Raw genomic sequence first — 13,592 nt, 5'->3', positions numbered from 1 at the left:
CGGATTTTCCCATCCTTTAGACGGAGAGCACCATGCAGGTTGTATCCATCATCTCGACCAAGGGCGGCGTTGGCAAAACGACCACGGCCGCCAATCTCGGCGGGCTCGCCGCAGACGCGGGACTGCGCGTGTTGCTGCTCGACCTCGACGTGCAGCCCACGCTTTCCTCTTATTATGAACTGGCCCACCGCGCACCCTGCGGCATCTATGAGTTGCTGGCCTTCAATGAACGCGACCTCGGCCGACTCGTGTCCCGCACCATCATCGCAGGTCTGGACTTGGTGCTCTCGAATGACCATCGAGGTGAACTGAACACCTTGCTCTTGCATGCTCCAGATGGACGCCTGCGGCTGCGCCACATGCTGCCGGCGCTGGCACCACTTTATGACCTGGTGCTGATCGATACGCAGGGCGCGCGTTCGGTGCTGCTGGAGATGGCAGTGTTGGCCTCCAACCTAGCACTGTCGCCCGTCACTCCGGAAATCCTTGCGGCCCGTGAGTTGCGGCGTGGCACCATGCAGTTGCTGGAGGACATCGCTCCGTATCGACACCTCGGCATCGAACCGCCTCCGCTGCACCTGCTTATCAATCGAGTCCATTCCGTATCCATCAACGCGCGGCTGATCCAACAGGCGCTGCGCGACCTGTTTCAAAACCATGCTGGCATTCGCGTGCTGGGTACCAACGTGCCAGCCATTGAAGCCTATCCCCGCGCCGCTACCCGTGGTCTGCCGGTGCATCGCGTCGAGCATCGCCAGCCACCGGGCAGAATTGCGCCCGCCGCGCTCGACACCATGCGCACGCTCGCCGGGGAGCTGTTCCCTGAGTGGCAAGACAAATTTATCCAAGTCTCCGGCCGTCCAGCGCGTCCTCTTGAAACTGGGAGGCCCCATGGCGAACGTACATGAACTGGCCCGTGGCCATAAGCGCCTGCGCGCTCTGATCGAGTTTGCTACGAGCGAAGGCTGGCACGTCAAGCGTACACCTGGCGGACACCTCAAGTTCACCAAGGCCGGCTGCGCTGCCATCTACACCAGCTCAACCGCAAGCGACCATCGGGCGCCCCTCAACGCCCGTGCGCAAATCCGCCGTGCCGAGCGCGAGGCCAGCATGATAAGGGTCGCTAACGCCGAGGGACGAGGCGATGGCTGAGATATCCTCCCAGGACATGGCCGGCAAGCTGCTTGCAGCCGGGTTCGAGCGCTGCGGTCCATCGGTCACGGCCTTGAGCGACCCGATTGCCGATACACCGATGGTCGTGACGCTGGACCAGCTGCGGCCCTACGACCACGACCCGCGAATGAAGCGCAACCCAGCCTATGAAGAAATCAAGGCGTCCATCCGCGAACGCGGCCTGGATGCAGCACCTGCTATCACGCGCCGTCCGGGCGACGAGCACTACATCATTCGTAATGGTGGCAACACGCGGCTCGCGATCCTACGTGAACTCTGGACAGAGACGAAGGACGAGCGCTTCTTCCGTATTTCGTGCCTTTTCCGGCCCTGGCCTGCGCGCGGAGAAATCGTCGCGCTGACCGGACACCTCGCCGAGAACGAGCTGCGCGGCGGCCTCACGTTCATCGAGCGCGCCTTGGGCGTCGAAAAAGCCCGCGAGTTCTATGAAGAGGAAAGCGGCGCCACGCTGAGCCAGTCCGAACTAGCCCGCCGCCTCGCTGCCGACGGCTATCCCGTACAGCAGTCGCACATAAGCCGCATGGCCGATGCAGTGCGCTACCTACTACCTGCGATTCCGACCGTGCTCTATGGAGGCTTGGGCCGTCATCAGGTCGAGCGGCTTTCGGTCATGCGCAAGGCCTGCGAGCGCACCTGGGAGTATTACGCCAAAAGTCGCTCCCTTCCATTGAACTTCAACAATTTCTTTCAGGAGGTGCTGTCGCAGTTCGACATCCAGGCGGACGAATTTGCTCCTCAGCGGGTGCAGGACGAACTGATCGGCCAGATGTCAGAGCTGCTGGGCGTCAATTACGATGTGCTGGCCTTGGACCTGAATGAATCCGAGAGCCGCCACCGTGCGCTGGTTAGCCAACCGACGCCGCCGTCGGCACCGCCCGCATTGCCTGAGCCTGGAGCCATCGCGCGACCGCCTGTCGAACCGGCGCCGTCCACCGATACTCCTTCGCCACCTAAAACGCGGTCAGCGGGCGACCCCATCACGTGCGAAAATGATACGGACGCTGGCAAAGCATCCGCCGGAAACCCTGCAGCAGCAGCTGGAGAGCTGCTGCAAGACCATATCGTCTCGCCGGCACCAACGACAGAGCGGCTCCAGTCCATCCAACGGATGATCGCGGACCAGTTGGGCGATGCGGTACCGCCGGACTTCTCAGCCAACGTATTGCAGTCCATCCCAGTACAGGCCGGTGGCCTCTATCCCATCTCCGACGTCTGGTACATCGAACCCGGCCTGGACGCGCCAGACCGGCTACGCATCCATATCGCGCAGTTCGCGCGCGAGATCGCCGGCGAGGCGGACTTGGACGAGTTCATCGAGGACCGTCCCGACGGCATCGGGTTCGCATGTCGCGCCCAGGCACCCTGGCAGCTTGAACATGCCGTGCTGGCGTTGCTGGGATCTCTAGCCGGTCAGCAGCCGGCCGATGCCGGCCCCAACGAGCAACTCGTCACCGATCTGCCGACACTGCTACACGGTCAAGGCGACTTCACCAGGCGATTGAGCGATACCGCGCTGGTCAAGCTGTTCCGGTTGCTGCGGTTGGCCCGACGCCTGCTGGATCTGGAAGCCGGTGCCACGGCTCCCGATTCTTGAACGAGGAAGACCAGCATGTCTGCACCCCACCCCCTCAACCAAGCGGTCATCGCCCAGGCACTCTACGACCTGCGCAATGGGCAACTGCGTCGTTGCAAATCCATGGGATTCGGTGAGGAAGAGCTGGATGCGCTCAAGCACCCGGTGCTGATAAGCGTACTGGCAAACGCCAGCGTCTCGTGGTGTTCCGTGACGGTCAACCGCGAAGTGCTCCTTCGGCTGCTCAAGCAGGCGAAGGACGTGGAGAAGGAAATCGCCACGGTTGATCGCATGCTCAGGCTGGCAGCAAGTACGGAGATGGTGAGCCGCTTCTACGGTCTGACCCACCAGGAGGTCGCCCTTCGCCGCGAAGTCCTCGGCCTGCCCAAACGCAAGGGGCGCCATGCCGTTTTAGACGAAGCCCAGGACACGGAGCTGTGGCGGCAGTGGAAGGCCGTGACCAGCAGCAGACACGTCGATATGGAGGACGAGTCCTCGATTCTCGATGCGGCCATGGACTTGGCAGAAGCCATGTCACTGCCGCTTTCGGTGGTGTGGGCCACGATCAAAAACTGGATCGACCAAGGATTGGGATGACCTATGGCCGTGGATGACGCAACGTCGCGAGCACCACGCAAAGGCCCCGTAGCACTCGCCGATTTGTTCGACAGCGCGCTGAAAGACCTTACGCCTAAAATCAGCGAGCCCGCGTCTGCGCGTACGTCCGGAGACGGTTTCCTGTTCAGCGGCAATCGGCATGAGAGCGTACCGCGGCGGCTGTTCCTCGATCGACGTCTGACGCCACTGGAGCGCAATGCATGGCAAGTGTTCCGGATGATGCTCAACGAGGATGGCGTCACCGCGTTCCCGACATACGAGCAACTTCGACCATGGCTAGCGTCAACGCCCTGCGCAGGACAAGCCTCCCACGAAACCGTGGCCCGCGCCTTGACGCTATTGCGCCTGACACGCTGGTTGAGTCTGGTGCGCAGACGCCGCGACCCTAAGACCGGACGCATCCTCGGCAACCTGTATGTGCTGCACGATGAGCCCTTGACTCCGTTCGAGGCGATACAGCTTGACGCCGACTATCTGGAGCTGGTCAGCCAATCACTGAGCCATTCTGCAAAGGCTGTGCAAATGGTTGGACTCAACACGCTTAAGGAAATCGCGGAAGACCCGCTGCTGTCAGGCCGCACGTTGCCATCGCGCCTGCAGGTGCTTGCCGAACGCCTGGCTCAACAAGGCATAGCTGTATGCGAGAGTTATCCACAAGAAGACGCCACCCACGATTCCGAAGAAGGGGCTTCAAGCCTTCTTCGGAATGGCGAACACCATTCTTCGGAATCCGAAGCGGGGCTGAATTCCAGGCACGACGGCACTCTTCGGAATCCGAAGCAGGACCGTACTGTACGTAGTAAAAGTAATAATAAAATACGTACTACCGCGCATGAGGGTGAGCGTGTGCGAGGGACGCCGGATGTTCGCATGCCTGATCGCTTCCTCGCGCTGAAGGAAGAGCAGCAGGCGGGCGCATTGGTTGCGTTACAGCAGGTCGATGCGTCACTGCGGCAAGCCGTGCTGGATGAATGGGCGGACCGCTGTCGAGGCTCGACCATTCGCAATCCAGCGGGATATTTGTTCGGCATCATCCAGCGCGCAATCCGGGGTGAGTTCAATGCGTGGGCCAAGCAAGCCGAGATGGCATCACTGGCTCCTCCTCCTGCGTGCAATGAGCCACCAGTGGCACCGCGCAATGTGGTTCCGACCGAGGTAGCCCGGCAGAACATCGAACAGCTACGCGACCTTCTGCGCAAGGCCTGACTTGTCGGACCGAAAGATCATGAAGCAGATGCCTGTGGCTGTCAGGAGCGCTATCCCCTGGGGATAGCCGCTCGGATGTGCAAGACGCCAAGCAGATATGGGGCAGGCATCGAGATGCCATGCACTGGATCATATGTGCGCGGCCTGTCCTTGGCGAACAGCGCTCCTTGGCGCGCCATGGAGCTATCCCCTGGGGATAGCTCGCGTCGCTCGTAGCGGCCACTCCCTAAACCGGGGCTTGGCCGATTTCGGTTTGTTGACTGACGGCCTTCTGCCGCATGCCAATGCTGGCTGCTCCTTTTCCAAAGCGAGCGGACAGACCATGGCAACCAATGAACCTTTGCAATTGAATCTCGGCTCGCTGCGCAGCGCGATGTCGCTGACGCTGCATACCCATCACGCATCCCGCATTTGGCATGGCCGCGCTGCCGCCGAGGGGCGACCGGGCATCGTCGGCCTGAACGGCTACATCGCCGTGATGAACAAGATGAAGCGCGGCTCGGAGCAGGACGACCCATACAGCGATTGGTGGATGTTGCGCATCGAGGAAAAACTCGACCAGACCAAAACCACGCTGCAATCGCTGCGCGAACAGGTGGACCAGGCATTGGCGGGCGTCCCCGCCGCATTGAGCCTGGGCGAGAACCTCAACGTGCAGCCGGTTAAATTGCCCCTCTTCGTCAACGCCCAGCTCGGCTTTGCTGCGGTCTATCTCCTTGCCGACTATGACGACATCGCCCGCAAGCTGATCCTTGCCCATCACACCGCACTCATCGACCGCAGCACGCTGGAGCGCTGGCTCAACGAGGGCGCGCATGCTCTGCGCAGCCTGTTCAGCCTGGCACAGCAATACCGCTACTCGGGCTGCACTCGGGATGATTTCGCGGCCAAGAATGCGGCGGCGCGGGTCGCGCTGGAAAAATTCGGCGAGCTGCCGCAAGACGTACTCGAAGGCACACGACGCTCGAAGTTTTCGCCGCCCATCGTGCGCCGCGGGCTCCAACAGCGCGGTGATAGCGCTGCCGCAGCTGCACCTCCCACCGACGAAAGCACTGCCGCCGATCCGGCCGAGGCCAGCACCGTCGAGGACGAACAGGCATGAACGACACGAATCGGGAACCGCGCTGTTTCCGTCCACTGGAACAGGCTGCTTTCATGCGGATGAAACATGCAGCCTCTCTAAAAGGCCTTTTGAAGCCTTTTAAAGGTAAAGGGGCCTTCGAGACCTGGGCCAGTCAGTGCTTCGCAATGCGCGACGAGTTGATTGCCTTGGCGCAGCGACAGGTGCTGTCACAGGCGTGCGGGCACCCGTTCCACCTGCTGTCCATTGAACTGGCCCAGCAGTCCACTGGCGCAGGCACGGCCTTTCTGCGGTGGCGCAGGCACGACAGGTCGGCCATGGGCGTGGCGCTGTGGCAGGAACTGATCGCCAGCACCAGCACGCCCGTCAACTTGCTGGCCGATCTGCACGCGATCGAGCTTCAGCGCATCACGTTGAACATGCAGATCAGCCTGCTGCACACCCTGGGCAGGCAGGCGCAGGAATGCGCCAGCAAAGCCAGCGAAGCGGATGCCGCCTATCTGCGTCGGCTCACGTCCCTCCCCGCCGCGATGCGCGATTGATGACTGCGCCAGGCATTCCTGCACGCGCCTGGGGCCGGAGAGGCACGGGCATTTCAACCACCACGGAGATTGCATCATGAGCACGCATTTTTCTGGCGAAGGCAACATCGGCTCGCCACCGGAATATCGCGAATTCCCCAATGGCAACGACGAGCCCAGCCGCCTCCTGCGCCTGAACGTCTATTTCGACAACCCCGTTCCCAAGAAGGACGGTTCTTTCGACGATCGCGGAGGCTTTTGGGCGCCCGTCGAACTCTGGCACCGCGATGCCGAGCACTGGAAGGATCTGTACCAGAAAGGCATGCGCGTGCTGGTCGTCGGCCGCATGGAGCGTGAATCTTGGACGGACAACGAGGATCAGCCACGCGAAACCTGGCAAATCAACGCGCGTAGCGTCGGCATCCTGCCGTACCGCATTGAGTCCGTGACCCTTAGCCCGAAGCCCCAAGAGGCAGAGACGAAGCCCCAAGCCGCCCAGGAAACGACTGCGACGAAAGAGGCGAAACGTAGGAAATGACCCTGCATGGAGGGCGAACGCCGCAGTGCTCCGCCCTCCTCCGCTCGCCACAAATTATCCCCAGGGGATAGCTCCACCTACGTCCACCGAAGTCCACGCCCTCCCGTATACCTCGGCTCCCTGCCCGCGCACTTCCGGCTACGCGTCTTTCTCCAAAGCGATTTCATCCTCCGTGAAAGCGGTCGCCGCAGCATGCGGCTTGTTTGCTGCTGCTCTTGGCAGCGCTCGGCATCCTCGATTCCAGCAACTCAATGAACCACGGAAATCGAGCGGACGGACATGCGGCTATTCTTGTGCGAGAAGCCTTCCCAGGGCAAAGACATTGGTCGGATTCTCGGCGCCACGCAGCGCCGTGAAGGCTGCCTCAGCGGTTCCGGCGTCACTGTCACTTGGTGCATCGGCCATCTCGTCGAAGCGGCACCGCCCGAAGCCTACGACGAGCAGCTCAAGCGCTGGTCCATCGAGCAGTTGCCTATCATTCCCGAGCATTGGCGGGTCGAGGTCAAACCGAAGACCGCCACGCAATTCAAAGTCGTCAAAGCGCTCCTGGCTAAGACGACCCAACTGGTCATTGCCACGGATGCCGACCGCGAGGGCGAACTCATCGCCCGCGAAATTATCGACCTGTGCGGCTACCGCGGTCCCATCGAACGGCTATGGCTGTCAGCCCTCAACGATACGTCCATTCGCACCGCGCTCGGTAAGCTTCGGCCATCGGCCGAGACGCTGCCGATGTACTACTCGGCGCTGGCGCGCTCGCGCGCCGACTGGCTCGTGGGCATGAACCTCAGCCGGTTGTTCACGGTGCTGGGGCGCCAAGCCGGCTACGACGGCGTGCTGTCAGTCGGGCGCGTCCAGACCCCAACTCTCAAGCTAGTGGTGGACCGCGACCGGGAGATTGCCGCCTTCGTCTCCGTGCCGTACTGGGCCATCGACGTGTCCCTATCCGCAGGCGGCCAGGCTTTCAGCGCGCAGTGGATCCCGCCCGACGCCTGCACCGACGGCGCCGGCCGATGCCTGCAGCAGCCGGTGGCACAGCAGGCCGCGCAGCAGGTACATGCGGCCGGCAGCGCCCAGGTGGTCTCGGTCGAAACCGAACGCGTGCGGGAAAGCCCGCCGCTTCCGTTTGACCTGGGCACCTTGCAGGAGGTGTGCTCCAAGCAGCTTGGGCTGGACGTGCAGGAAACCTTGAACATTGCCCAAGCACTGTACGAGACGCACAAGGCCACCACGTACCCCCGTTCGGATTCCGGATATCTACCTGAAAGCATGTTCTCCGAGGTGCCCACGGTCCTCGACAGCCTGCTCAAGACCGATTCCTCGCTACGAGCGATCATGGACCAGCTCGACCGCTCCGTGCGTTCGCGTGCCTGGAACGATGCGAAGGTGTCGGCGCACCACGGCATCATCCCAACGCTAGAACCGGCAAACCTCTCGGCTATGAGCGAGAAGGAGTTGGCCGTGTACCGATTGATCCGCGCGCATTACCTGGCACAGTTCCTTCCTCATCACGAGTTCGACCGCACCGTAGCGAACTTCTCCTGCGGCCAGCAGAAACTGGCAGCGACCGGCAAGCAGGTCGTGGTCAAGGGCTGGCGCCTGGTTCTGGCCGAGCCTCAGCCAGATGAGGAAGGCGATACCGCTGCGCGCAGCCAGGTGCTGCCCGCGCTGAGCGAGACCCTGGCGTGCCAAGTGACCGGTGTGGATCTGAAGGCGCTCAAGACGTTGCCACCTCGACCCTACACGCAGGGCGAGTTGGTCAAGTCCATGAAAGGCGTTGCCAAGCTGGTCTCGGATCCGCGCTTGAAACAGAAGCTCAAGGATACGGTCGGCATCGGTACCGAAGCGACGCGAGCCAACATTATCGGCGGCCTGATCGCACGTGGCTACCTTGTGAAAAAGGGGCGCGCCATCCGCGCCTCGGACGCGGCCTTCACTCTGATCGGCGCGGTGCCGGCGGCAATTGCCGATCCAGGCACCACCGCTGTCTGGGAACAAGCACTCGACATGATCGAAGCCGGCCAGCTCACGCTGGACGTGTTCATTGGCAAGCAGGCCGCATGGATTTCACAATTGATCGCGCAGTACGGTAGCGCGTCCCTGTCCATCAAGGTTCCCCAAGGGCCGGCATGCCCGCAATGTGGCGCACCTACCCGCCAGCGCATCGGCAAAAGCGGCCCGTTCTGGTCGTGCAATCGCTACCCTGACTGCAAAGGCACGCTGCCAGTCGAATCCGGTACGTCTAAGCGCGCAGCCTCACGTCCGCGCCGTGGCGGCCGCAAAGGCTCCTGATCGACCCCTCTCCCCCGTGAGCCGTGCTCGCCTTCTGCGGCATGGCTCGTGTCCCGCGCCCTTTCGGGACGCCCAGCGCACATCGCCTTCTTGATCCGTGTGCGCGTCCCGCCGAGCCGCCCCCGGCCGCGGGACCTGAAGGTAACTCCTCCAAGAATCGCGCCACGCGCGCGCTGCTGATCTGCATTTCTTCCGCCTCTGCGAAGGGTCCCCCGATGGCTTGCCCGCTCACACAAGCCATCGGGAGACCCCTTGCGGTCAGCGGTATTCGGTGCCGGTGCCCGCCGGCGCAAAAACGGGCTCCCTTTGTGCGCGGATGTGCGCCAGACGATGCCGGCCCCAGCCACGACATGGGCCGGGTGTGATTGCTGACAGCAGACGGTTCTAGCGACGACCGGGCCTGCAAATCAGCCCACGGGTGGCTTCTTCTTTTCTCCCGAGCCGAAGGCCCTGCGGCCTTCGGCGCCTTTCTCCTGCCCATCAACATCCCGGCCCGGCCATTGGCCTGGGCCACACGAACAGGAGAGCCGATATGCACCCTCAACCTTGCGCGCCGCTGCTTTACGGCAGCGTGTGCAGCGGCATCGAGGCCGTGAGCCTCGCCTGGCAACCTCTCGGCCTTGAAGCCGCGTGGTTTGCCGAAATCGAGCCGTTCCCGTGCGCCGTGCTCGCACACCACTACCCGCATGTGCCCAACCTGGGCGACATGACCACGATCGCTCGCCAGGTTCAGGCCAGTACCGTGCCGGCCCCCGACATCCTGGTCGGCGGCACGCCATGCCAATCGTTCAGCGTGGCCGGCGCGCGCCGGGGACTGGATGACCCGCGCGGCGCCTTGACCCTTGCCTATGTGGAGTTAGCCAATGCCATCGACCAAGCCCGTCACCAAAAACACCGCTCGCCGGCCACGATCGTCTGGGAAAACGTCCCAGGCGTCCTCAACGACCGCAGCAACGCCTTCGGGCATTTCCTGGGAGCATTGGCCGGAGAAAGCCGTGCGCTCGAACCGCCAGGGGAAAAATGGACGCACGCAGGTTACGTGTCTGGCCCCAGGCGCCGCATCGCCTGGCGCGTGCTCGACGCTCAATATTTCGGCGTCGCCCAACGTCGCAAGCGTGTGTTTCTTGTGGCAGGTGGTGGAGATGGTTTCGATCCCGCCGAAATACTTTTTGAGCGTGCAGGCCTGCGCGGGCATCCTTCGCCGGGCTTCGCGCCGTGGCAAGGCACTGCCGGCGCTGCTGGACTTGGCGCTGAGGCAGCAGGCGACTTCAGGGGACTGAAGCAACACTACGGCAAGGTCAAGACGACGTTTGGATTCGGTGAAGGCATCGGCCCTGTCGATGTGGCCGCATGCCTGTTGGCGGACACCAAGCATGACATCCGCACGGAGACGTTCATGGCGCTGTCAGTCGCCGGCAGCATCACCCACACCCTCGACACCGCCAACGGGGGCAAGGGCAGCGGCGAAGAAGGTACGGGCAAAGGTGCGCCGATCATTGCCTTCACCGCCCAAGGTTGTGGAGCCGATGCGACAGTGGATTGGGCGCCAACCCTGCGTGCAGGCGGGCATCGCCACAGCCATGCGAACGCAGGAGTGGTACCGGCTATCGCATTCGCGCAGAACAATCGCGGCGAAGTGCGATTTGAGTCAGGCCATGGGCAGGTGGCTTGCACCATCCTGTCCAATGGCAGGCCAGGCTACGGGGTGCCGATGGTGGCCTGCGTTGCTTTGCGGGGCAGGCAGCATGGTCTTGCAGCCGAGCTTGGCGGCGGCATATCGACCGCACTGCGCATCAGTGGCGATGGCGTGGACAAGAGTCATGTGCTGGCACCTAACTATGAGGCGCATTTCCGGTACGACTGGAATGATCCCGTTCTGGGAGACTGGTCGCAATGGCAGGTGCGGCGCCTGATGCCACTGGAATGCGAGCGGCTGCAAGGCATGCCCGACGACTACACGCTGGTCCCTTATCGCGGCAAGCCCGCCACAGATGCCCCGCGATACAAGGCGATCGGCAACTCGATGGCCGTGCCCTGCGTCGCGTGGCTGGGTCAGCGGCTGGTGCAGTGCCTGCACAAGAAGAGGTTGACCGCTTCGGTTTGATGCTCGCCACCCCAGGCACGCCATTCTCTTTACGGCACGCTCGACATGTCGGCAGCATCTAGCAGCCAGGTTGTCCAGGCTGCTGCAGGTTCCACTCCGGCCATCCGCCAGTTCGATGCCGGGCTTTCTTTTTCGCGGCCATCAATCGGGACCGGAACGGGTTCCAATTTTCCGCTGACTTGGCCCGGCCCGCGCGCGACGCTGCCCGCATGTGTCGCTGATCCGTCAGCACCATGCCAGCAGCCTGAGTTTCGAGGCCGCCGCGGGGTTCTCCCGTGCTACCCACCAGTCCGCCGTCGCATCGAGTCTGCGGACACGCGTCTTGTGACGCTGATGCGTTCTTTTCGACCGCGTGCGGGAGCTGCCATCCCGTGAGGGACAAGGCCCCGCTTTCCTAGGAGCCCACTCATGTCCCAACAAGCCTCTTTCGGCCAATTGGCTTTGATCTATTGCGGCAAGTTACTGCCGCTCGAAGTCCTGCAGAGCGCCGCAGGCCACTACATCGGCACACGCAATAGCGAAGGTCCCGTCTCGCGGGAATCTCGCGAGTACTTCCGAAGCTATGCCGCAGCTCAAAGCGCCCTCGAAAGTGGCGGCTGGTCCCAACTGGCCAATCCCTGATCCAACTGGAGGAGCCACGTCATGAACCAGCATCTGCCTCGAGAAATCGTCGATCAAATCGCACAGGAGCAGCGGCATTTCGCTGCGGCGTCCGATGCGTTTCTCCATGCCTGGAAACGCGGTGTGCAACTCGCTGGGCCTCAATGGTTTGGCGATGGCACACCCGAAGGGCTAAACCTGGCACGCGACAAATGGGATATGTGCCCCGACGTGCCAAGGATCAGCAAGGCCATTAGCGTCCTGAGCAGTGGGGAACGCATGTTTCTTGCCGCGATGGTCAGCTTCTACAACGAGCGCAAGGGAGGCGCGCTTCTGAAACGTTGCGGATTCCATGGGCTTGCCGACTTCGGCGGTCTCGATCTACAACATCGCAAGGTACTCGCCGACCTGATACTGAATTACAGCGGTTGGTGAAGCCGGTCTCCGGAATAACACTGCCTTTCGCTCACCCACCCACAAGGGACATGTGCCGCCTAGGCCATGTCCCTCAAGCTCTTTCACGTCGCGCAGCGCAAGGCCTGACCCAAAGCCAGAAATCAGCACAGCATGTGTTCTTTCCCGCGTCAGCGCAAACGCCACTTCGTGTCCGAAGCCTGACCTTGCCAACCACTCATCAGGTCTTTTTCTTGCCTGCAATGCGCTGAAAAGCGGGTGCGGCGCGATGTCATTTTCTTCGAGCCGACAGCCTGCTGCAGCGCCATTCTTCCCTGCATGTTCGTCGGCGTTGCCGACACATGCCCAGGCAGCCGAGACCTTAAAGGCTGCAAGTGCGGGAAACCGCACTGGTCGTTTCTTTCCACGGACGCGGACGCGTCCATCCACGCCACCCACAAGGGACCTCTCCCTTGCGGGTGGGGAATCCCTTGATTCTTCCTCAAGGAGTTTCCCATGGACCGTTCCCTCATCAAATCTATGATGCCTACGCTTGTCGCAGGCCATGTACCTCGCAATGTGCGGTCGTTCAAGTACCGCGTATTCGATGATCAGCCGCAGTCTTCAACATTGGGCTTCGCCATCGATCCCATGCCTTTCGATGGGCGCGTGGTCGTGGCGACTGATGACGCCATCGTCGTCAAGCTCAAGCCCAGCGAGTTCGCTGTGCTCGATCCCAAACTGGTGACCGTCGTTCCCTCCGAAGGCGCCAAGGTGCATGTCCAACCCTACGCGCGGCGCCGTTTCGACGGACTGCGCGCGGACACCCCGGAAGTACGCACCGAGATGACGTCCGACGGCATTCCCTACACCGTCAAGACGCACATCCTTGGTTCCGCACCGGCCAAGCTGCCTATCCCCAAACCGCAGTGCATGGAACTGGGCCAGCTCATCGAGCAACTGGAGGAAATGCCAGCGCCCGATGGCTTCCGGCGCATCACCCACATGCTGGTCGATGCCGGTGCCCGGGATTTCACCTGGGTCGATCCGAAACCGTCCAAGATCATCGAGACACCTCCGGCGATCAGCTTCACGGTCTCGACCGCGAAGTTCGAGGGCCGTGTAACGGTGCTGTACGACCGCGCAGGGGATGCCTACGTGGTGGAGTTGCACCGAGACGACGAGTTGATCGATCGGCATGACGAGGTGTACTTCGACATGCTCGGCGAAGTGCTGGAGCGACTCATCGATGACGGGCGTTGGCGCCTGATCGACGTAAGCGTCATCAACACGAAGGCGACTCGACCGCGCCAAGCGCTGCCGGCATGACGCCCCGCACTGAAGCCAGACGGTTCTTCGGCTGAACCGAACCCTCATCACGGCGTTTCAGTCCCTCTGGCCTTGTGCCCCACAGGCTCTCCATCCATCCGGGTGGAGGGCCTTTTCTCTAGTCCACGAAGGAGATTTCGACT

General features: G+C 62.3%; 13 protein-coding genes. All 13 read left to right on the top strand.

Features of this window, described 5'->3' with window-relative positions:
* The first annotated feature begins 32 nt into the window (after window positions 1-32).
* The 13 genes from N018_RS12130 to N018_RS12070 all read left to right on the top strand — a co-directional run bounded on the left by N018_RS12130 (window position 33) and on the right by N018_RS12070 (window position 13,449).
* A complete protein-coding gene (locus tag N018_RS12130) occupies window positions 33-908 on the top strand; it encodes a ParA family protein (protein ID WP_025389734.1) in 876 nt (291 codons plus the stop codon).
* The gene (locus tag N018_RS12125) at window positions 892-1,152 is read left to right on the top strand and encodes a hypothetical protein (protein WP_025389733.1); all 261 of its coding nucleotides are present in this window, start codon (window positions 892-894) and stop codon (window positions 1,150-1,152) included. Before N018_RS12130 ends, N018_RS12125 begins: the two co-directional genes overlap by 17 nt.
* On the top strand, window positions 1,145-2,788 hold the full coding sequence (locus N018_RS12120) for a ParB family protein (RefSeq protein WP_025389732.1): 1,644 nt from the start codon (window positions 1,145-1,147) through the stop codon (window positions 2,786-2,788). The genes N018_RS12125 and N018_RS12120 overlap by 8 nt, the downstream gene beginning before the upstream one ends.
* 15 nt (window positions 2,789-2,803) lie before the next feature.
* Complete coding sequence (locus N018_RS12115) at window positions 2,804-3,364, top strand: DUF2857 domain-containing protein (protein WP_025389731.1); 561 nt, start codon at window positions 2,804-2,806, stop codon at window positions 3,362-3,364.
* Between the two features lie 3 nt (window positions 3,365-3,367).
* Entirely contained in the window at window positions 3,368-4,591 is a 1,224-nt protein-coding gene (locus tag N018_RS12110; RefSeq protein ID WP_025389730.1) for an STY4528 family pathogenicity island replication protein, read from the top strand.
* Window positions 4,592-4,913: 322 nt separating this feature from the next.
* Window positions 4,914-5,693: a PFL_4669 family integrating conjugative element protein gene (locus N018_RS12105; RefSeq protein WP_025389729.1), complete on the top strand. Its 780-nt coding sequence runs from the start codon at window positions 4,914-4,916 to the stop codon at window positions 5,691-5,693.
* Window positions 5,690-6,214 carry a DUF3158 family protein gene (locus N018_RS12100; RefSeq protein ID WP_025389728.1) on the top strand — a complete coding sequence of 175 codons (525 nt, stop codon included), beginning with the start codon at window positions 5,690-5,692 and terminating at the stop codon, window positions 6,212-6,214. The genes N018_RS12105 and N018_RS12100 overlap by 4 nt, the downstream gene beginning before the upstream one ends.
* Before the next feature lie 76 nt (window positions 6,215-6,290).
* Complete coding sequence (locus N018_RS12095; RefSeq protein WP_025389727.1) at window positions 6,291-6,731, top strand: single-stranded DNA-binding protein; 441 nt, start codon at window positions 6,291-6,293, stop codon at window positions 6,729-6,731.
* A 279-nt stretch (window positions 6,732-7,010) separates the two neighbouring features.
* Window positions 7,011-9,023: a DNA topoisomerase III gene (locus tag N018_RS12090; RefSeq protein WP_025389726.1), complete on the top strand. Its 2,013-nt coding sequence runs from the start codon at window positions 7,011-7,013 to the stop codon at window positions 9,021-9,023.
* Window positions 9,024-9,555: 532 nt separating this feature from the next.
* Complete coding sequence (locus N018_RS12085) at window positions 9,556-11,127, top strand: DNA cytosine methyltransferase (protein ID WP_025389725.1); 1,572 nt, start codon at window positions 9,556-9,558, stop codon at window positions 11,125-11,127.
* A gap of 408 nt (window positions 11,128-11,535) precedes the next feature.
* Window positions 11,536-11,748 carry a hypothetical protein gene (locus N018_RS12080; protein ID WP_025389724.1) on the top strand — a complete coding sequence of 71 codons (213 nt, stop codon included), beginning with the start codon at window positions 11,536-11,538 and terminating at the stop codon, window positions 11,746-11,748.
* 21 nt (window positions 11,749-11,769) lie between these two features.
* Entirely contained in the window at window positions 11,770-12,162 is a 393-nt protein-coding gene (locus N018_RS12075) for a hypothetical protein (RefSeq protein ID WP_025389723.1), read from the top strand.
* Window positions 12,163-12,636: 474 nt separating this feature from the next.
* Window positions 12,637-13,449, top strand: coding sequence for a hypothetical protein (locus N018_RS12070; RefSeq protein WP_025389722.1), 813 nt, complete (start codon window positions 12,637-12,639; stop codon window positions 13,447-13,449).
* Window positions 13,450-13,592 lie beyond the last annotated feature (143 nt).

It is taken from the genome of Pseudomonas syringae CC1557 (assembly GCF_000452705.1).
Classification (GTDB): Bacteria; Pseudomonadota; Gammaproteobacteria; order Pseudomonadales; family Pseudomonadaceae; genus Aquipseudomonas; species Aquipseudomonas syringae_F.
Note: the sequence above shows the minus strand (reverse complement) of the source record. Positions and strands in the feature narration are given on the sequence as shown.